Here is a 20,059-nt window from a genome sequence, read left to right as displayed (position 1 = left end):
ATGACAGCGCTTTTGCTTGATGGTCGCGTATTAGCGAAGGAATTGAAGGCTCAGATCAGCCAACAAGCAGCTGAATTCAAGGCTCGCACTGGCTATGTTCCCCAATTGGTCGTGGTTCAAGTGGCGGGTAATGCTGCCTCCGATTGGTATGTGCGTTCAATTCGCCGCTCGTGTGAAGGAGTTGGCTTTGGTTTTGCGCTACACCTTCTGCCCGAAACCTGCGATCAAACGACCTTAGAAGCGGCAATTCAGCAAGCCAGCAACGATCCCAGCATCCATGGCATCATTATTCAAATGCCCTTGCCCAGCCAGCTCTCTGCTGATGGAGCGGTTGCCGCGCTGAATCCGCAAAAGGATGTTGATGGCTTGCACCCAACCAACGCTGGCCGCTTAGCCCAAGGCTTGCCTGCTTTGGTACCAAATACACCTGCTGGCGGCATGGCCTTGCTCGATCGCTATCAAATTAGTTTGGCTGGCAAGCATGCCGTCGTGGTGGGGCGCTCGAATGTGGTGGGCAAACCGCTCGCCCAATTGTTGCTGGCCCGCCATGCCACCTTAACAATTTGCCACTCGCGCACTGCCAATTTGGCCGAAGTGATTGGCCAAGGCGATATTGTGGCGGCAGCAGTTGGCAAGGCTGGCTTGGTAACTGGCGCAATGCTCAAGCCAGGTGCGGTCGTGCTCGATTTTGGTATCAACGAAGTAGCTGAAGGTCAAGTGGTTGGCGATGTCGATTGGGAAAGCGCCAGCAAGGTTGCCAGCGCAATCACCCCAGTGCCAGGCGGTACTGGCCCAGTCACCAATATGATGCTGCTGCAAAATACCTTACAAGCAGCCCAATGGTTGGCCGAACAAGCCTAAGCAAGCACAAGGTTTGAGGTTAATTGGCTGGCAACAATTAACTCGTGGAGTTGTTGCCAGCGCTCAGCCATCTCGTGGGCTGGCAGGGCGCGTTTGTTCCAATCTGCAAGGCAATTTTGGCGATACGTTAATCCAGCATGGCTCAAAACCCATTGCTCGTAGCTTGCAATCCACGTACAACAATGACAAAGTAGACTGGTCATGCGCAACCATTCGTTCAAATTGCCAGGCATGCGGACTGGCGGCACCGCACTCAGCGACCAAACATTGCACAGCGGCGCAGCCCGATCGATCAAGCCAATTTGCAGCTTGTCGCGGCGCAAAAACAAACTTGCGGGATAGCCATCGCCATACCACAAGCCCCAACCCCACAAATCGAGCGTCGCCCCATTACCAAGCTGAAAGCGATAATTGCTGCTCCCTCGTTGCTCAGCAGGCACGCGGCTGCGCTCAGCGCCATATTCCAGCAGCAAATTACCTGCACCGCGCCGCACATCGTGGCCCCAACACCAACATTGTTGCTCGAATAATGGTCGGCCTGCCTGCTGAACAGCCTTTGGTAAAGCATAATTTGGCATTATTGTTTGCATATTGATACTATATATCATTATAAAATGAGCAAAAAAGTGGTCGCGCTAGGCACGACCATTTATTGATATACAGTATCATTAATTGATTGCAATGTCAATCAGCTGGCAACCAAACCGTCGTGCCAACCCAGATGCCTTGGTCGGCCATAGTGGTTTCGTTGCTCAGCTCGACTTTGGCTGGCTTGCTTGGGTCAAATGTATAGGTGCCAAGATCAGCCCATTCGTTGGCAAAAACATACTGATTGATCACCACATCGCTGCGGCCCTCTGCATGCTCGACCACATAACGCGCAGTGACTGCATCGTCGTGACCGTTGTAGTAGTAGGGAATGTAGGTTAGCACGCGGTAGCGGCCAGCGCTCGGCAGGCTGGTTTGCCAAGTTGCGGTGCTTGGTGGCTGGTTCGGCGTGGGCTGCGGGGTTGCAACGCCAGTTAAATCCGAAATCGTGTCGGTCAAAGTGTCGGTCTCGATCACCGGAATCTGCGAGGTAATCCAGAGTGTTTCAGCGCCAGCACCAATTGGCGCAGTTTGCCAATTGCCTTCAGTGCGGCTAAAACCTTGGTCGGTTGGCCTGACCGCAATCGTTTGGCCCAAATCGCAGGGATTCGGGCGATCGGCCCACAGCCAGCGCGAAGCTGTGCCAACTGGATAGCTGCTCCATGGGTCAGGTTCGTTTGAGCACCAACCATACGGGTCGGTATTGCGGCCAAGATATTGGGTTTGAAAGTGCAAGTGCGGGCCAATTGCACAGCCTGTTGAGCCAACGATGCCCAATTGTTCGCCACTTTTAATTGCTTGCCCAACTTCGACCGAAATTTCGCTTAGATGCCAGTAGAGCGTGCGATAGCCATTGCCATGATCGATGACCACGCCTTTGGCGGGCACGCCACAGCCATCATCGGAGTTGCTGGCCCAGACAATTGTGCCATCGGCGGCAGCAACCACAGCCTCTGGCGGTCGAGCGCCATAATCCCAGCCATCATGACCATCGTAGGAAATTTGGGTTTCACGCCGACCCCACCAACTAACCAACGATTGGTTGGGTGTTAAAAAGGGATACTCGTGATCGAAAAACGAGGTGATGTAGGTGACGTTGCGCAATGGCCAGCGCAAAAATGGCGTGGCTGGAGCAGGCACTTGGCCTAAAGTTTGGCGTGGATCTTCAAAAAACTTGCTGTAGGTTGCAACAAAACTGCCATCACTAAGCACTTTAGCCAATTCTTCAGGAGTCATGGTTTGGGCAAGCAAGCGCACAACTGCATACGAACTAGGGTTTAAGCCAGCGGGAATTGGGCCTTTGACATCTTTATCGCGATATTGCAACTCGGTCACATAAGCAAAATCGCGCACCCCACGGCGTAACTCACGCGCAGCCCAGCGAATTTGGCCATGCAAGCCACGCCACTTTTCTTCTTCGCCCTGATATTTCATGGCCCAATCGAGTTGATCGGGATTGGGCGTCGGGTTGGTCAACAAGCCTTGTTGAAACTCGAGCAGTGCCAACAACAATTTAGGATTCAAACTGTACAGATACGCTTGGCCAACTACAACCTCAGCCAAGGATAAATTGCGATCGCCAACCGTCAGCAGGGCCGCTTTGAGCGTGCCTGGCTGCGCATCTAAGAGGGTCTGAATATTCTCAACCGTCAGATTTTGCTCGGATGTAAAGCGAATATCATCGATTAATGTTGGCGGCTCGGCGGCGCGCGGCAAAATCGAGCTAGCTTCGACTGCATTTTGCGGCTCGACCGCTGGAGGCAAGGTTGGTGGCGGTTGTTCTGCTTGGTTTAGGTCGTCCTCGGAGACCGAATCAACAGGCCGAAAAATCAGCTGGCCGGTTTTCGTGGGCGACGGAGCAATCCGCAGCACCAGCGTGGTTAGGCACAAACTGACAATTAATGTGCTAAACAAAGCCCAGAGGCGTTGCTGATCGCTTTGCAGGCGATTGCGTAAATCAAAATAGCGTTTGGGGTTAAAGCGTTGCATAATCCTCACCAAGCATTCGCCTTGTCAGTATAGCAGATGTGGAATGATTGGGGTGCAACTGCGGTCGCTGGGATCGGGGGTTGGTTGTTGGGGCTGGTAAGCTTGTGGTTCTTCGTATGTTGCTGAGTAAAAGCAAAGCCCCAATGCTCTATGTTCTATGTTCAGGGTAAATCGCGATTCGCCAACACCAACACCTGCTCGGTCAAATCTGCAAGGCGCGAGTCGATCGTTTCTGGGCGAATGCTGAGATCGTCGCGCAGATAATTAATTTGATCGTTGAGGCCTTGGATGGCGGCGCGAACTTCATCGCTAACCAGCGGAAAGGCTGCATCCAAATCGGCTTGGGCCAAATCGAGTTGCGCTTCGACATTGCCAGTTTGCAGGTTGCTATGAGCGATGCGGGCATTTTGAATGCGGATAGTGGCACGCAGCAAATGCAAACTCCCAGCAGTAAACTCCAAATCGCGGCGCAGCGTTACCAACTCCAAAGAAATCGTATCCTCGGGAAAAATGATAATCGTTGGCGTGGCAGGCATGGGAGTAGGCGCGGGGGCGGGCAGCACCTCGGTAGCAGCGGCCTTGAGCACCGTTGGAGTAACAACTTGGATGACAGGTTGTTGGGCAGGAGGGTCTGGTTGCAGGGCGAGGGCAACTAAACCACCTAGGAAGGCGGCCAGTAGCAAAGGCAACGTCGCCCGCAACACAGCGACAAGTTGTTGCTGAGAGGGGCGACGTAGCATAACTTACTTTTGTTGCTCCATCTGGTTGGCCAACAGCAAGGCCGAGGCAACTTCGCGCATCGACTTGCGGGTATTCATGCTCAATTGCTGAATCTTGCGGAAAGCCTCAGATTCTTTCAGCCCTTGAGAATCCATCAACATGCCCTTGGCACGTTCGATAATCTTGCGAGTTTCGAGCGTTTCCTTCAGGTCGCCGACTTGTTGTTCGAGGGTCAGGAACTCTTCAAAACGGGCGCGGGCAATTTCGAGTGCTGGCATCAAATCGCTATCGCGAAAGGGCTTGCTGAGATACCCCACAACACCAGCGTCGCGGGCGCGCTCGACCAACTCTTTGTCGCTGTGGGCGGTCAAGAGCAAGACCGGGGCAATTTTCTCTTCAGTCAGCACTTTGGCTGCCTGGATACCATCCAGTTTGGGCATTTTGATGTCCATCACCACTACGTCTGGGCGTAGTTCGCGGGCAAGGTTGATAACGCTCACGCCATCACCAGCTTCCCCAACGACAAGATAGCCGAGGCCAACTAACGTTTCACGCAGATTCATGCGAATCAGCGATTCGTCATCGGCGATGACAATGCGTGTCTGTGGCATACGGTTTCCTCCGGGTGCATAATCGGTCATCGTAGCGTCGATGAATGTACGCAAGTATAGCATGCTGCGGTATTCAGGGCAAGCAACCATAATGAGTAAATTGGCCTATCTAATGGGCTAAAATGTTCCACAGCGCATACTGCTTATGGTATAATCGGGGGTAACGATTGTAGCTTCGCTAGGATTAAGGAGCGTGCAATGCAAAAAATCGAGTTCATTGCTGAGGTCGCTGAACGCACCGGCATTTCTAAAAAAGAGGCACGCCGCGTTGTCGATGCTATGTTGGATGTGGTCAGCGAGCGCTTGCAAGCTGGCGAAAAAGTTGTCCTGACTGGGTTTGGTACCTTTGAAGTTCGCGAGCGCCAAGCTCGCCAAGGGGTCAACCCAAAAACGCGCGAACGGATGACAATCGAAGCTACGAAAACCCCTGGTTTCTCGGCCAGTAATAGCTTGAAACTATTGGTTCGCCAAGGCAAGTCTGAGTAGCTCACAGCGTAGCCGATGTTGCTTTGAGCGACCGCCAATTGCTTGCGGTCGCTTTCTTGTGTTATAACCCTAGGGTGATAATGTTTTCACGATTCTTTAGTCGAAAGGGGTCTCACGTGGCCGCAAAACAATGGAAGTCAGCGCCAGCGATGTCGATTGACACCACGAAACACTATGTCGTCACTATGGAAACAACCAAAGGTACTATCACTATCGAGTTGTATCCAGAATATGCACCCAAAACGGTCAATAACTTTGTGTTTTTGATCAACGAAGGGTTCTATGATGGCGTGGTCTTTCACCGCGTGATCTCAAACTTTATGGTTCAAGGTGGCGATCCAACTGGCACCGGCACCGGTGGCCCAGGCTATCGCTTCGAAGATGAGTTCAAAGGCAACCCGCTCAAGCACGAAACCGGCGTGCTTTCAATGGCCAATGCAGGCCCAGGCACCAATGGCTCACAATTCTTCATCACCCATGGCCCACAACCTCACCTCGATGGACGCCATACCGTGTTTGGCAAGGTCACCGAAGGTCAAGATGTGGTCAACGCCATTCGCCAAGGCGATAGCATGACCAAAGTAACTGTCAGCTAAAATGCGTTTTAGCTCAGCCCCTTGTTCTCAGCAGAACGAGGGGTTTTTGTTTTTTAACCACGAATAACACGAAGCACCACGAAGATCAATTTAGCGATTCTTTGCGATCTTCGCGGTTAACAAGCAATTAGGAGTGCCTGATGAGTGAAGCAACACCTATTCCGATGATGATTTTGACTGGCTTTTTGGGCGCAGGTAAAACGACCGTGCTCAACCGTTTGCTCACTGCCCAGCATGGTCTCAAAATCGCGGTGCTGGTCAACGATTTTGGCGCAATCAACATCGATGCCCAGTTGGTCGTTGGAGTTGAAGCTAACGAAATTGTCAATTTGGCCAATGGCTGTATTTGTTGCACAATTCGCGAGGACTTGCTGAGCACTACCCTCGAATTGCTCGAACGCCCAGATCGCCCAGAGTATATTATCGTCGAGGCGAGCGGGGTTTCCGACCCAGTTTCAGTTGCCTTAACCTTCCGCTTGCCAGCCTTGCGCTCATTAATTAACCTTGCTGCAATTGTGGCGGTTGTCGATGCTGAACGCATTCAGGAACAGCGCCAGCAAATCGTCCAAGTCGGCGATCAAATTGCCGCCGCTGATATTGTGGTAGTCAATAAAATCGATTTGGTTGATCCTACTCAACAGCAACGAGTAATCAATTGGATTCAAGCAATCGTACCGCGCGCCCGCATCTTGACTGCTGAATATGGCGGTGTGCCAATCGATCTGCTGCTTGGCATTGGCCAATATCAGATTGATTTACTCGTTGATCGCCATGAATTTGCCCCGCAGCAGCACGACGAAGATTGGCAAACCTGGCATTACCAAACCGCCAAACCCTTTACCATGAGCAGCCTACAACATGCCTTTCAACAGCTGCCAAACTCAATTTTTCGTGCCAAAGGCATCGTCTATTTGGCCGAAGCACCTGAGCGCCAAGCGATTGTCCAATTAGCAGGTAAACGCGCTAGTTTGCAGCTCGGCGAGCCATGGGGCGCAACTCCGCCGCACAGCAAAATTGTGGTTATTGGCCGCAGCCAGAGCTTTGATCCAGCTCAATTAACCGCCCAATTCGATGCCTGTTTGGCTCAGCCCACCCACGAACTGCGCGAAGAAATTTTGACTGTGGCCGAATGGCGACGCAAATATCAAAACCAATAATTCAAAACTAATCAATTTAGTCTTGACAATCGCACCAAAAACTAATAATATTAGGCTTATAAACTAATTGAATTAGTCTTGAGGTGGGTTATGAAAACAGCAAGTTTGGCAAAGCAATTATTACATGCTGAAGGCTTGGGTTTATTATTGATTGCGGTATTGGGCTATGCGTGGCAGGGCTTTGCTTGGTGGCAATTTGCCTTAGCCTTATTTGCGCCCGATCTGGCGATGCTGGGCTATCTGTGGGGGCCAAAGGTCGGCAGCATTTGCTACAATCTTGCTCATGTTACGCTTGTGCCATTGAGCTTTTTGGCGCTTGGGGTGGTCAACAATTGGCGCGTGGGGCTGCAAATTGGCTTAATCTGGCTCGCGCATATTGGGCTTGATCGTATGCTCGGCTATGGGCTAAAATACCCAACTCAGTTTAAAGATACCCATTTGGGGCGCGTTTAAGAGGAAATTGTATGGCCTATCCTGCCCAAACCGATTATCCAACAATTATTCGCATTGCGCAGCAGTTGATTGAACGCGATGGGGTTGAGCAATTGGCATTAGCCAGCTTGGCAAGCGAGTTGGGCATCAAAGCCCCATCGTTATATCGCTATGTTGCCAATAAAACTGCGTTGCTCAAAGGTGTTGTGACGATCACAATTCAGCAATTGTTTGCGACCTATAGCGAGGCCTTGAATACAAGTGCAGGCGATCCACAAAACCAAATGCTAGCAATTTGTCATGCCCATCGCCAATTTGCACATGATCAGCCCAAAAATTATGCCTTGGCCTTTACCGCTGCCAGCGCCGAACAACGAGCTGATTCGGCAAGCTTGGTCGAAATGGTACTGCCAGTACAGGCGATCATGGCCCAAATTAGTGGCCAAGAACATTCGTTGGCCGCTTTGCGTGGCATGCTGGGGCTGATTCATGGCTTTGTCTTGCTCGAACTCAATCAACAACTCCAGCGTGGTGGCGATTTAAGCACAGCCTTTGATTTGGCAGTGCGCAGCTATTTGGCTGGTGTAGCCACGGTGGCAAGCTCCTAAAGAATAACCAAAAAGAAGATCAACATGCCAATCAAAAAAAATAAAAGAATAAATAATGAGCTGTTGTTCCATAAAAACTCTAGCCTAGCCTCCCTGTTGGGATAGCCCTCATGGGCCAAGTGGTTGCGAGGCCGATTGCGTTTAATATCTTGCTCGGTTAATTGAATATCGCTGGCCTTGATCCGATCACGGTTCAAATAGGCTCCGATTTCATCCATCGAAACCTGCTCAGAAAGCTGTTGGGCGACATCGGCCAACGCTTCTGGCTCACGCTCAGGCGCTAAATTGCGCTCAAATGTTGGGTGACGGGTGGGCTTTGAGCGTGGATTAATCATTGGATGCAAATCAGCGCGCAACGAACGAATTTCACTGCGTAAAGCCTGAACTTCTTTTTCTAGACGGACAATTTGATTACGGGCTTCAACATCTAACATACAAAAAACCTTTCTATCTAATACCATCAGACCACGGTACGTTGCATGGCGGCGTGGAGTTGCTATAATGCGCGCAGCAACGAAGCTGATGAGCAATGATGCTATTTAACATTCCCACTGCGGAGGCTTTTGGTATGAAGAAGATTCCTGTTGGTGTGCTAGGCGCAACAGGGATGGTTGGACAACGCTTTTTGAGCTTGTTGATCGATCACCCCTATTTTGAAGTAACGGTCGTTGCAGCTTCGGAGCGTTCGGCTGGTAAGACCTTGGCCGAAGCTGGCCGCTGGATGATCGGTGGCGAAATGCCTAGCCAATTTGCCAAGATGACCGTCCAGCCAGTTGATCAGGTTGGTGATGTTGGCTTAGTGTTCAGTGCCTTGCCTAGTGATGCTGCTGGCCCGACCGAAATTGCTTGGGCCAAGGCTGGGGCGTTGGTCTTCTCAAACGCTGGCGCTCATCGCCGCGATCCGCTGGTGCCGCTGTTAGTCCCCGAAGTCAACCCCGACCATGTTAATTTGTTGGAGCTGCAACGCCAACACTATGGCTGGAGTGGCGGCATTTTGACCAACCCCAATTGCACAACCACTCACGCTGTGTTGCCAATGCGGGCTTTGCACGATGCCTTTGGCCTAACCAAAGTCTTGTTGGTTAGTATGCAAGCAATCTCAGGCGCTGGCTACCCAGGCGTACCAAGCCTCGATATTATTGATAATGTTGTGCCGCTGATCAAAGGTGAAGAAGAGAAAGTCGAGTGGGAGCCACGCAAATTGCTGGGCACGCTTGGCGCTCAGGGCATCGAAGAAGCCCAAATCACCATCAGCGCCCACTGTAATCGGGTGGCCGTTATCGATGGCCATACCGAATGTTTATCATTGGCCTTCGAACGCCCACCAGCAGACGAAGCAGAATTGATTGCTGCCTTGCGTGAATTCAAGGCCGAGCCACAAACCCTCAATTTGCCGAGTGCTCCCACCCACCCCATTTTGGTCACCGAATTGGCCGATGGCCCACAACCTCGCCGCGATCGCGATGCAGAACGAGGCATGGCGACAACCGTTGGCCGCGTTCGCCGCTGCCCAATTCTCGATTATAAATTAGTTTTGTTGGGGCACAACACCTTGCGCGGAGCCGCTGGGGGTTCGTTGCTGAATGCAGAATTAATGGTCGCCAAAGGCCTAATCAAAGCCTAAAATAAACCGCGCCCAGCATCGAAGGTGAGCGATGCTGGGCGCGATTTAATTAAATAGTATTGATCACCACAATGATCAGCCCAATCAGCATAAATACGCCCCCAACGGAGCGAAAAGTCTGGTGTAACCGCTGGGTAAATACCAGATCGGTGCCACGCCGCGCATCGCTATAAAACCATTGCTCGCGAAATTGGCGCGAAACCAATAAAATCCCACCAAAGAGCATTAATAACAGTGCAAAGAGAACCATCAACACACCCCTCATAAAACTGGATATCTAGCTGTATCGTATCATATCAAGCTTGGTTAATCATTGACGTATTTAGGCTAAAAAGATAAGAATTTGATTAATATCTATAGCTCATTAGTCATCAAGCCGCTAGTACCATGGCTACAGCTTACTTAGGATAGCAGCCTAGCAGCATGTGTTCCAAGAGCCTAAAATACAAAAAAGCCACCCGTAGGTGACCTTAACCAGCAAGAACCGTTTAGCGATTAAGTTAACGTCGGCGCCACCAACTTTGCTTTTGCGGCTGAATAAAATATGGCTCAGCTTGGGGAATTTGCGCATCAGAAAGCAACAAATGCGGTAATTCTTCGACCATGCGGCGGGCACGTTGCTCGCCAATTAACTTGCTGGCAACGGTAAATGCCTCGTGCATTGCGGGAGCGCGTGCACCAGTTGGAGCATGGGCATCGCTGGCAATAATTTGGGCCAAATTATGATAAACCATTTGGGTTGTAATATCTTGCAAGCGTTGGCCATGCCAACCAACCAAGCTGGCAGCGGTAATTTGCACCACAACACCACGCTCAATTAATGGAATCAAGAGATTAGGATTATCTTGGAAGACACGGGTGCGCTCAGGGTGGGCTAAAATCACCCGATGGCCTGCCAGTTGTAAATCAAAAATTGAGCGCTGCAAATGTTCAATCACAATATGGGCTGGCGTTTCCAACAAAACAGCGCGACTGGTGCCATAGCCCAATAAATCGCCTTGGCGCAAACGCTCGCTCAAATCGCTAGCAACCACAATTTCCGTGCCTAAAACAACTTGCAAGCCTAATTTTGCGCGTTGCAAATATTCGCGCAACTGCACCACCAAATCGCGTAAGCGCGAAGGCAAATAGAGCCGCGATTGGGTCGAGCCAGGGCCGTGTGGCGTAGCAGCCACACATGTCACACCTTCGGCAACTAAGGCGCGGGCAATTGCTAACGAACCACTCCAATCGGTAGGGCCATCATCAATTCCAGGCAGAATATGACAGTGTAAATCGTACATAGAGTGCGCCTTGTTTTAGTTTCAAACTAGACCAAGCAAGTATACCACTATGCCATCGCCCCATACGAGTGAATTAGGGGGGACGATACGGAGTAGTAATTAACAAATTTAACTAATCTCTATAGGTGATGGATTATACCGCCATAGACCTAAAAGTCAACGGATTATGCGTGCTTCCTACGCCCAGATTAACACAAAGTACTAGCCAAGCCAGGAAAAAAAGCCTTGTACATGACGAACAAGTGTGCTATACTGCCTTGCAGTGGCGACGCGAAGTCTGCCGCACTTTTTCGTAAGCAAGAGTATCTACAAGGAGTCAGAGTAATGGCAATTTCACCCGAAAAAGAAAAGGCCCTCGCCGCCGCCCTCAGTCAGATCGACCGTCAATTTGGTAAAGGCGCAATTATGCGCATGAGCGATCAACGCTTGTCGATCGAAGCCATTCCAACTGGGTCGATCGCCCTCGACTTAGCACTTGGGGTTGGCGGGATTCCACGGGGTCGGGTGATTGAAATTTATGGCCCAGAAAGCTCAGGTAAAACAACCCTGACCCAACATATTGTTGCCGAAACCCAAAAAATGGGTGGCGTTGCAGCCTTTATCGATGCAGAACACGCCTTTGACCCCGTTTATGCAGCCAATTGTGGTGTCAATGTTGAAGATCTGTTGGTCTCACAACCTGACACTGGCGAACAAGCACTCGAAATTTGTGAAACCTTGGTGCGCTCAGGCGCGATCGACGTGATTGTGGTTGACTCAGTAGCAGCGCTCGTGCCACGCGCCGAAATTGAAGGCGATATGGGCGATTCACACGTTGGTTTGCAAGCCCGTTTGATGTCGCAAGCGTTGCGTAAGCTCTCTGGCGCAGTTGCCAAATCACGCACAGCCTTGATCTTTATCAACCAATTGCGGATGAAAATTGGGGTGATGTTTGGCAATCCCGAAACGACAACTGGCGGGAATGCCTTGAAATTCTATGCCTCAGTGCGTTTAGATATTCGTAAAATTGAGAGCATCAAGCAAGGCCAGGATGTGATTGGCGCGCGCGCGCGGGTCAAAGTGGTCAAAAATAAAGTTGCTCCACCATTCCGCCAAGCTGAATTCGATATTATGTACAACGAAGGCATCTCGCGCGAAGGCAATATTGTCGACGTTGGCGTAACTATGGAAATTCTGCGCAAAAGCGGGGCTTGGTTCTACCTTGGCGACGATCGCTTGGGCCAAGGCCGCGAAAATGCCAAACAGTTTCTCAAAGATAATCCAGCCTTAGCCGATGAAGTTGAAAAGATGATTCGGGCCGCCTCTCCAGGCGCGCCAACCGCGAAAGTAATTGTCGGTGCTGCTGCTGCCAATGGCGGTGCTGCCCCAGCCGACGATGGCGATGGCATTTTCGACGACGAATAATCGGCTTAGCCAATTAATACTAAGGGGGCGTAGCATTGGTTTGCTACGCCTTTTTATTTGAGGAATTGCCATGCCAACCGGAACAATTACCCAACTAGAACTGCAACAGCACGATCGCGAACGGATTAATCTCTATATTGATTCGGTTTTTGCCTTGGGCATTAGCCTGCGCACGCTCGAACAACAAGGGCTATACAAAGGCAAAGTGCTGAGCGAGAGCGATTGGCAAGCAATTGCCCAAGCAGAAGAGGTCGATAAAGCCTATAATGCAGCCTTGGTGTTTCTTGCGGCACGCCCACGCTCAAGCCAAGAAATTCGTACTCGCTTGCGTAAACGCGAGTTTCCCGATGAACATATTGAGCTGGCAATTGAAAAACTGGCCCAAATTGGCCTCGTCAATGATGAGGCATTTGCACGTTTTTGGGTTGAAAATCGCCAACAACATCGGCCTCGCGGCGCGCGGGCAATTCAAGCTGAGCTAAGCCAAAAAGGCGTCAAGCGCGATTTAATTAGCGAAGTGCTGAACGAGCTAACCGACCAAGATGAAGAGCAAGAACGAGCGTTTAGCGTCGCCCGCGCTGCATTACGCCGCTATGCCAACGAACCAAGCAAAATGGCGTTTAGCCGCAAAATGGCAGGCATGTTGCAACGCCGTGGCTTTGGCTTCGATACAATCAAGCCAGTGCTAGACCAGCTGTGGCAAGAGCTTCAAACCAATGCTGAACCAGATGAATTTGATTAAGCTGCGCGCCGAATATGCGGTTGGAGCAGCGGTTGCATGGCTTTTTCGAGGGTCAGATAATTCTTAACCATGTTGACTTGCAGATTCAAGTTGACCAATGCAGTTGCGACTTCTGGGCGCAAACCAACCAAAATGGTTTGTGTACCTAGCAAACGCGAAGCTTGAGCAATTTGGATAATTGTTTCAGCAACAACCTGATCAATTAATGAAACTCCAGTAATATCCAAAATAATGGTATGGGCATGCACACGCTCAATCGCAGCAAAAATATCGTTTTTTAAGCTTTGGGCATGATCAGCAGCCATTTCGCCAATTAATGGAGCAATTAATACTCGTGGTAGCACGGGAATAACCGGAATATTGAGTTGAGCGACAATTGTTTGGCTAATTTGTAATTCTTCGAGGGCTTGTTGCAATCCATGTTCACGTTGAGCAAGCTCATCGAGGGCTGTTTGTAAGCTCTGATTGCGCTTGGCAACCTTTTGTTCTAATAAATTATGCAGTTGTTGCGCTTCATCCTCGCGTTGCAATAATGTATAAATCTCCATATGCAAGCTGCTACCAAAACGCTCAACTAATAAGGCTTGACTGCTAATTCCAATAATAATCGTTACAAAAACAACCCAGAAACTTTCCAGCATATCAATTGGTTTTAATATATCAGTATATTCAAGTATGCCAACTAACATAACAATTACAATTGAAATTGCTGCATTAATAATCAAAACTCTACGATTATTCAATAAGGCACTGATAATTAACGGAATTGTAAAGAAAACAAAGCCATAGGTGCTATTTTCACGTAAAATCCCAACCACTGCATAGCCAAGCAACAACATTAATTGAATGCTGCCACTCACAATAATTGCTGCCCGTTGCAACGCATCATGGCGCACTTGGTGCAGGGCAATCGCCGAGCCAATGCCCATAATTGAATAGGCACCCATCGCCATTAACAGTTGCTTGAAAGTATCAGCGGTTGCAGGAAAAATAACGAAAATAAGCGCTGAACTGATCACACCAAAGACCGCAATCACAAACAAGCCAAGCACAATCGCTTGGAACGCGCGGGCTTGACGACGTTCTATCAGGTTCTGTTGCGGTAATTGATCAAGCCATACACGCCAACGCTTGAGCATAAGCCATCCCCTCTGCTAATTCAATACAAGTCGTTGATTAATTAACGATAAAACTGCTTGTTCGAGGTTGGCGAAGGTCTGAATTGATGGGAATTTAATGTGCAATGCAATCAGGGTTTCGGCCACCTCAGGCCGCAAACCAACCAAAATTGTCCGCACCTCAAGAAAGCGCACAGTGCTAGCAATATGCAACAGCGCTTTGCCTATAAAGGTATCAATCGTTGTCACGCCCGTAACATCAAGAATAATCGTGTGGGCTTTGTTGGCTTCAATTGCATTAAAAATGTTCTCGGCAAAGGCCTCAGCCCGTTCGCCAGAAACCTCGCCAACTAAGGGTATAACCAAAATGCGTGGCAAGATTGGCAAGGCTGGTGCACTAAGTTGGGTAAAAATCTGTTTGCTATGCTGAAGTGTATCGAGGGTATGCTGTAAAGCGAGTTCGCGCTGTTCAAGCTCGCTCAAAGCTAGGCGCAGGCTGGTGGTGCGCTCGTTGACCGTTGTTTCAAGCGAATCGCGCAATTGACTGAGGCTGGCTTCGCGATCTAAGGCTTCGTGCAAGGTCGTGCGGAGGTTGCTGCCAAAGCGATCAACAATCACTGATTGCAAAATCGTGAGCAAGGTAAATGTCCCAATAATTGCTTGCAGATTGATTGGCAACAGCAATTTGCCAGCCCAGCCCTGTGATTCTGCCCAGCCAATCAGGCCAAAAATCGCCAGCACGAGGCCAGTCATGGCAAAAACCACCCGCCGAGTACTCAACAGGCCAGCTAAAACGATCGGCATCGAAAATGAAACCAGCGTAAAGCCCACCGCTTGGGTATAGACCCCAATTGCCCAAAACGAAATCAATAATTGAATGAGGAAATTGCTTAATAAAATCAAAATAGCTTGTTGCAAGGCATCGCAACGAATGCGCCAAAGTACCAACAATGAACTCAAGCCTAACACGCTATAACAAACAACTGCTAACAGCAATTGGTTTGTGGAGCCACTGGTCAGCGGTGCAGTCACAACCCCAATCGCTGAAACGAGGATGAGCGTCAGCACCATATGTTGAAGCAACAGCGCTTGGCGACGTTCGACCACATGCTGTTGTGGCAAGCGCTCAAGCCATGCCCGCAATCGCATAACCATAAGGGGGATTCCTTAGCTATCTAGATTCGCTTTATTATCCCCCCAATGTCAACTATTTGCCTTGTTGATCGTCCTGTTTTAACCTACCCCGTTGAGGGGATATTCTGGTTAATCAACTCGCAACAGTAGTGAGGAATTCATGCCATTCGTCAGCTTGGGGCTTTGCTGAATTCCAGCTAGATCGCAGGCATCAAGCACCGCCCGATAGGTAGCTTCAAACATAGTTTGAACATCATCGCTTTGGCCAGCAGCAAGCTGTTCGACCAATTTGGCAGTGAACAACGAATTGGCTTCGCCAGGCAAAATGTAGGATTGCTCGCTATCATGACAGCCAGCCAAAAGCATTTGATTGCTGGGAATTGGATCGTGAGCAGTGCGAACCGGAAGCGCAGCCGCGCCAATAATCTGCTTCACCAAGCCATTTGGCAACTCTTTGGCGATCAAGCCAGCAGGAGCCATTGCCGCCGAGCCGCTATGACAAGCATCAAGCACCACCAGCAAGGGGGCTTTTTCGCGAATTGGCGTGAGCCATGCCCGCAACTCATCATCGCGCACGAAGCTGCTTCGGCCTTGCTCCAAGCCACATTCATAGGGGCACAAAAATTCTTCTTTGCCATCATGCTCATCACCACTATCGTCGTCGAAGCTCGCACCATGGCCTGAATAATAAAAAATCGCCAGATCATCAGCTGTTACTGTTGCTGCTAACCATTCCAACGCAGTCTGAAGCTGGACTTTGGTTGCCTGCTGATCAAACAGCACTCGCTCAAGCAGCGGCTGATTGCTCAAGGGACGCAGCGCATTCAAAAACGCTTGGGCATCATCACGACAGGTTGGCAAGGGTGGAATCGCCGGATTGGCATAGACACTGATCCCAACCGCCACCACTAGCAAACGCTTTGGCATAATTTGCTCCTTCAACGTTTTCCAATTGGAATAAAAGCTGCCCAATAAAATGGATGGGCCAAATGCGGCTTCTTCGGTTGGGCAATCACTTGTTGCTTAGCCTTAGTCAAAATTGCGGCTTTATCAGCGTTTGGTTGCTGGCTGAGCAAGCCAAAATAGGCTGTAACCAAATCCATCGTTGCCAAAACATCGACTGACCACAAGCTCGCGATAATCGTGGGACTGCCACGATACATTAGCGCCCGAGTTAGGCTATTGATGCCCTCGCCACGCGAAATTAAGCCCAAGCCAGCTTGGCATGCCGCCAAAAAAATCAATTCGGTCTGTGGCAACTCTAACTCAAACAGATCATGAATCGCCAAAAAGCCGTCTTGGCCGCTGTGATCGCTGCTGCCATCAGGGGCAGCCAAATTAAAGACCAAGCCCGAAAATTGCGGATATTTATCGTTGAAGACGCCATGGCCAGCAAAAATAATGTAGCGGATGGCCTGCTCATTTAAAATACGTTTGAAATTAGCTTCGTTTGATTGAAATTCGGCCTGTGCTGGAGTGTGATCTGCTTGCCACGCAGTAAGGTACATGATGGGGCCATGCTGCGCTAATTCTGCCAAAACATTGCTTAGTACGCTGGTTTGGCTCAAATCGCTATAACTCAGCATCAATTCTTGGGCATACACATGGCCAGGATAGACGCTTGGCACGTTGGTTTGATAGTTGATGTTGTAAATTCCCAAGGCTACATGTTCCGCCTGCTGCGTTGTTTGTTGCTGAAGTTGTAGCCAAAGGCTGATCGATTGAGCGCTGGAGATGCTGGCATGATTCAGCCAATAAAATGGCAGCAAATCGTGGCAAATTTGCTCTGGCGTGGCCTGATCAGGCGCAGTTTGGCGATAGGTCGCAGGCTCAAGTGGTTGCTGATTGGCATCAAGTGGATCGTCGAAAAACAGCAGATCAAAGGGCAAGTAATATAAAATCCCATCGGGAATGATAATTAACTGCTTGCCCCGCAATTGCTCCTTCAACCCCGCTGCCCACAGTGGCGCAAACAACAATTGAACCACCTCACGATTGGCGCGCACAAACTCCGGCCAACGAGCCGCGCCACGCTGCACATACCAGATTAATCGGGCTACAGCATATTCAATTTTGGCGCGGCAGGCTAGCTCAAACGCCTGCAATTGCTGACTATCTGCATACAACAGATAGCTCCATTCGCTGCCAATCGTAAAGCTCAGAATGACCGTGTTTGGGCGTTGGGCCAAGGCGAATTGCAAACTTGACCAAGTTACCAATTGGGGATTAAGTGATTTATCTTGGTTATGCAAGGCTTGAGCAATGCTGCTTTGCAAGGCTTGCCAAGCGCCAAAAGCAGCTTGTTGGTCGGCCAATAATGCCACAAGATCAGCGTTGGCTGGCTGTTGCAGCGCTAAGCGAATTGCCATGCTACGGGCGGCAATCGCTGCGGCGAGGGCAGCTCGTTGTTGTTTCAACTCGGAGCTAAGTTCACGCTCACGCTCAATCTGGTTTGCCTCAAGCAATTGTTCAAAACCATGGGCGCGCAAGCTTTCGCTCAAGTGCAGCAATAGGCTGCGGTCGGTTGAATGCTTGAAGTGAAAATGCATAGCACATTCGAAGACCTGAAATTTATCTTGCAATGCTGCCATTTGCCAATCGCTTTGCTGCACATTGTCGCGCAGCAGTTGCACCAATTCGCAAGCATTGGCATAGGCTTGCTGGGCTTTGGGCAGGTCTTTGAGCGCTTCGTGAGCACGGGCAAGCGTCAACCAAACTCGCCAACCAGCCTCAGGAATCAAGATCCCGCGCATTTGGGCTTGTTTGAGCGCTGCTTGCGGCTTAAGCTCGCTAAGGCCGAGCGCTTGCAAGCAGTTTTGGGCTGTGCTCAAGGCAACGGCGGGCTGGCCCAGCAACAATTGCACCTCGCTAATGTTCGCAAATAATACTGCTTGCAACATCCGATCAGCAGTTGTTTGGTTGAGCGTCGCCAGCGCCTTTTGAAATAATTGCAGAGCTTGTTGATAAAGCTGATCTGCTGTGCCCAAATCGTGCAAACTTCCCGCTAAATCTGGCGAGAACCAGCCAGCCTCACGCACTAAATTGGCTTGCAACCACGCGATATTAGCCTGATTGGCAAGAATCAAACTGCGATAGGAAGCCAAATTTGGTGCTTGCTCAGCCAAGGCCAAGGCTTCTGCATAGGCTTGTTCTGCTTGGGCCAAGGCGTGGCGATGCTTGCTATATTTCAGCCCCAACCATGCTTCTGGCGGTTGATCGCCGCGCAACAGCACTTGCTCAGTTTTATCGTAGCTGATGTAGCCGCGATGATCGAGCAAATTATTACGCACAAAAGCAATATTGCCGCGATTGATTGCCGCCAAACATTGGCCTTCGTGGTCGTCGGCTGCCAAAAGATTGGCAATGCTCGCATAGCAACGCTCGGCAGCAGCATAATCGCCAAGCATCATCAAACTATTACCTTGCCATTGCGCCAACAAACCAACAAAAGCCCGATTTTGGCTCATATGGCTGGCAAAGAATTGCTTGTCGAGCAAGGCTTGGCTAGCGGCAATGCTTGAACTAAAGCAGTGTTGGGCAAATTCTGGCTGGCCCAGCCCAAAGGCTAATTCGCCGCGCAACGCTTCAAGCAACAAGCCCAACGGGGCAGGGCAATCGGGAATTTGGCTCAAGAGCTGTTGGGCTTGAGTTGGCAGAAATAATTGCTGTTCTGTCCAGGCCAGCCAATATTGCAGCACCGCTTGCTGGCGCTTACCAACCTCGGCATCAACCACAAGGCCTGCCAACAAGGCTTGCCAAACCAGTTTAAGTTCATTCAGGGTCTGAGTTGGGGAGGTAGCAAAGCGCAAGATATTCGGCATTGGCAAATTGACTGCTGGCAAGGGCAGGCCGCGCTGCGGGCTGGGCGCTATGTCGCTATCATCAGGCTCAAATTCGGCAGGAGTTAGAGCCATAATTGCCTGTTGCAGCGCTTGGAGTAAGGCACGATCAGGAGTGTTTTGCAGTTGGTAGGCTAGCAAAACAGCTTCAAGCATTGCACGTAAATCATCAATTAATGCTGGTTTTAATTGATTGTCGAGCCATGGCACAAGCTCGTGACCAGCTTGAGGATGGGCTGCCCGCGCCCGATTGAAGGTTTCAATTATCCCAGCGTAATCGGCTAATTGGCGTTGCAGCAAGATTAAGCTAATAGCCGCTTCAAGCTCGTTATTGCTTGCTAAGGCTTGGATAATCGGCTGCCAGAGCGCTGCGATAGCACCAAAAAGCGCGTGCGCATGCAGCTCGCAACTATACAATTCGGCCTCATCAGCCACGCAAATCGTCCAGCTTGCAGAGCGCGAATCGTTGCTAACGCTGCTACAAAACGAGCGAATTGCTTGGATTTGTTTGGCGCTGAGGATTGGGTGGTTGGCTTGCCAAAGGCTGGGCAATTGAAGGGGCAGGTTGGTTTGCTGCTGATTCAATTCGCAATACAGCTGAACATTGCCATGCCACAACGCGAGCTGTTTGGCGCTGACATTAATGTGTTGGTTAAACCCTTGATCAGGCCAACAATTGACCTCAGCTTGCTGCTGCAGCCCAGCAAATACCGCCGGAATCCAATCGAATACCACCAGTTGCAACGCTTGATACAGAGCTTCGCCTTGTTGGTATTGGGCGGTTAAGCGTTGTTTTGCCAGCCATTCGTTCAACCAGACTGTCGTCATCCCAGCCTCCAAGCGCGATGTTGGCAGCATTTTAGCAAA

General features: G+C 50.2%; 20 protein-coding genes. 9 read left to right on the top strand and 11 right to left on the bottom strand.

What is annotated here, in order from left to right; all coding sequences use genetic code 11:
- Window positions 1-861, top strand: coding sequence for a bifunctional 5,10-methylenetetrahydrofolate dehydrogenase/5,10-methenyltetrahydrofolate cyclohydrolase (locus tag SE18_RS16090; protein WP_054535492.1), 861 nt, complete (start codon window positions 1-3; stop codon window positions 859-861).
- Here the strand turns inward: SE18_RS16090 and SE18_RS16085 are convergent.
- The 4 genes from SE18_RS16085 to SE18_RS16070 all read right to left on the bottom strand — a co-directional run bounded on the left by SE18_RS16085 (window position 858) and on the right by SE18_RS16070 (window position 4,769).
- Window positions 858-1,439, bottom strand: a complete 582-nt coding sequence (locus tag SE18_RS16085) for a hypothetical protein (protein WP_054535491.1) — start codon at window positions 1,437-1,439, stop codon at window positions 858-860. The genes SE18_RS16090 and SE18_RS16085 overlap by 4 nt on opposite strands.
- Before the next feature lie 106 nt (window positions 1,440-1,545).
- Window positions 1,546-3,438: a peptidoglycan DD-metalloendopeptidase family protein gene (locus SE18_RS16080; RefSeq protein WP_054535490.1), complete on the bottom strand. Its 1,893-nt coding sequence runs from the start codon at window positions 3,436-3,438 to the stop codon at window positions 1,546-1,548.
- Window positions 3,439-3,599: 161 nt separating this feature from the next.
- Window positions 3,600-4,178, bottom strand: coding sequence for a hypothetical protein (locus tag SE18_RS16075; RefSeq protein WP_054535489.1), 579 nt, complete (start codon window positions 4,176-4,178; stop codon window positions 3,600-3,602).
- Between the two features lie 3 nt (window positions 4,179-4,181).
- Window positions 4,182-4,769, bottom strand: a complete 588-nt coding sequence (locus SE18_RS16070; protein WP_012191727.1) for an ANTAR domain-containing response regulator — start codon at window positions 4,767-4,769, stop codon at window positions 4,182-4,184.
- Window positions 4,770-4,967: 198 nt separating this feature from the next.
- On the opposite strand from SE18_RS16070, the gene SE18_RS16065 reads away from it, so the two are divergent.
- The 5 genes from SE18_RS16065 to SE18_RS16045 all read left to right on the top strand — a co-directional run bounded on the left by SE18_RS16065 (window position 4,968) and on the right by SE18_RS16045 (window position 8,048).
- The gene (locus SE18_RS16065; RefSeq protein WP_054535488.1) at window positions 4,968-5,255 is read left to right on the top strand and encodes an HU family DNA-binding protein; all 288 of its coding nucleotides are present in this window, start codon (window positions 4,968-4,970) and stop codon (window positions 5,253-5,255) included.
- Window positions 5,256-5,404: 149 nt separating this feature from the next.
- Window positions 5,405-5,851, top strand: a complete 447-nt coding sequence (locus SE18_RS16060) for a peptidylprolyl isomerase (RefSeq protein ID WP_269083557.1) — start codon at window positions 5,405-5,407, stop codon at window positions 5,849-5,851.
- A 140-nt stretch (window positions 5,852-5,991) separates the two neighbouring features.
- Window positions 5,992-7,008 carry a CobW family GTP-binding protein gene (locus SE18_RS16055; protein ID WP_054535486.1) on the top strand — a complete coding sequence of 339 codons (1,017 nt, stop codon included), beginning with the start codon at window positions 5,992-5,994 and terminating at the stop codon, window positions 7,006-7,008.
- 90 nt (window positions 7,009-7,098) lie between these two features.
- Complete coding sequence (locus SE18_RS16050; RefSeq protein ID WP_054535485.1) at window positions 7,099-7,461, top strand: DUF4260 domain-containing protein; 363 nt, start codon at window positions 7,099-7,101, stop codon at window positions 7,459-7,461.
- Between the two features lie 11 nt (window positions 7,462-7,472).
- Entirely contained in the window at window positions 7,473-8,048 is a 576-nt protein-coding gene (locus tag SE18_RS16045; protein ID WP_054535484.1) for a TetR/AcrR family transcriptional regulator, read from the top strand.
- On the opposite strand, the gene SE18_RS16040 is transcribed toward SE18_RS16045, so the two are convergent.
- Window positions 8,045-8,482 (bottom strand): hypothetical protein, encoded by a 438-nt coding sequence (locus SE18_RS16040; protein ID WP_054535483.1) that lies wholly within the window; start codon window positions 8,480-8,482, stop codon window positions 8,045-8,047. The genes SE18_RS16045 and SE18_RS16040 overlap by 4 nt on opposite strands.
- Window positions 8,483-8,616: 134 nt before the next feature.
- On the opposite strand from SE18_RS16040, the gene asd reads away from it, so the two are divergent.
- Window positions 8,617-9,672 carry an aspartate-semialdehyde dehydrogenase gene (gene asd / locus SE18_RS16035; protein ID WP_054535482.1) on the top strand — a complete coding sequence of 352 codons (1,056 nt, stop codon included), beginning with the start codon at window positions 8,617-8,619 and terminating at the stop codon, window positions 9,670-9,672.
- Between the two features lie 49 nt (window positions 9,673-9,721).
- Here the strand turns inward: asd and SE18_RS16030 are convergent, their stop codons facing one another.
- Together SE18_RS16030 and SE18_RS16025 are read right to left on the bottom strand one after the other, a co-directional pair.
- Window positions 9,722-9,922: a hypothetical protein gene (locus SE18_RS16030; protein WP_054535481.1), complete on the bottom strand. Its 201-nt coding sequence runs from the start codon at window positions 9,920-9,922 to the stop codon at window positions 9,722-9,724.
- Between the two features lie 250 nt (window positions 9,923-10,172).
- Window positions 10,173-10,955 (bottom strand): tyrosine-protein phosphatase, encoded by a 783-nt coding sequence (locus SE18_RS16025; RefSeq protein WP_054535480.1) that lies wholly within the window; start codon window positions 10,953-10,955, stop codon window positions 10,173-10,175.
- Between the two features lie 324 nt (window positions 10,956-11,279).
- Here SE18_RS16025 and recA point away from each other — a divergent pair, with 324 nt between their 5' ends.
- Together recA and SE18_RS16015 are read left to right on the top strand one after the other, a co-directional pair.
- A complete protein-coding gene (gene recA, locus SE18_RS16020) occupies window positions 11,280-12,359 on the top strand; it encodes a recombinase RecA (RefSeq protein ID WP_054535479.1) in 1,080 nt (359 codons plus the stop codon).
- Window positions 12,360-12,429: 70 nt separating this feature from the next.
- Window positions 12,430-13,101, top strand: coding sequence for a RecX family transcriptional regulator (locus tag SE18_RS16015; RefSeq protein WP_054535478.1), 672 nt, complete (start codon window positions 12,430-12,432; stop codon window positions 13,099-13,101).
- Here the strand turns inward: SE18_RS16015 and SE18_RS16010 are convergent.
- The 4 genes from SE18_RS16010 to SE18_RS15995 form a co-directional block, all read right to left on the bottom strand.
- On the bottom strand, window positions 13,098-14,240 hold the full coding sequence (locus SE18_RS16010; RefSeq protein ID WP_054535477.1) for an STAS domain-containing protein: 1,143 nt from the start codon (window positions 14,238-14,240) through the stop codon (window positions 13,098-13,100). The genes SE18_RS16015 and SE18_RS16010 overlap by 4 nt on opposite strands.
- A gap of 15 nt (window positions 14,241-14,255) precedes the next feature.
- The gene (locus SE18_RS16005) at window positions 14,256-15,374 is read right to left on the bottom strand and encodes an STAS domain-containing protein (protein ID WP_054535476.1); all 1,119 of its coding nucleotides are present in this window, start codon (window positions 15,372-15,374) and stop codon (window positions 14,256-14,258) included.
- A 108-nt stretch (window positions 15,375-15,482) separates the two neighbouring features.
- A complete protein-coding gene (locus tag SE18_RS16000; RefSeq protein WP_054535475.1) occupies window positions 15,483-16,280 on the bottom strand; it encodes a caspase family protein in 798 nt (265 codons plus the stop codon).
- Between the two features lie 11 nt (window positions 16,281-16,291).
- The gene (locus SE18_RS15995) at window positions 16,292-20,020 is read right to left on the bottom strand and encodes a CHAT domain-containing protein (RefSeq protein ID WP_054535474.1); all 3,729 of its coding nucleotides are present in this window, start codon (window positions 20,018-20,020) and stop codon (window positions 16,292-16,294) included.
- Window positions 20,021-20,059 lie beyond the last annotated feature (39 nt).

This window comes from Herpetosiphon geysericola, assembly GCF_001306135.1.
Taxonomy (GTDB): domain Bacteria; phylum Chloroflexota; class Chloroflexia; order Chloroflexales; family Herpetosiphonaceae; genus Herpetosiphon; species Herpetosiphon geysericola.
The sequence above is the reverse complement of the archived record's forward strand: the minus strand, read 5'-3'. Positions and strand labels throughout refer to the sequence as shown.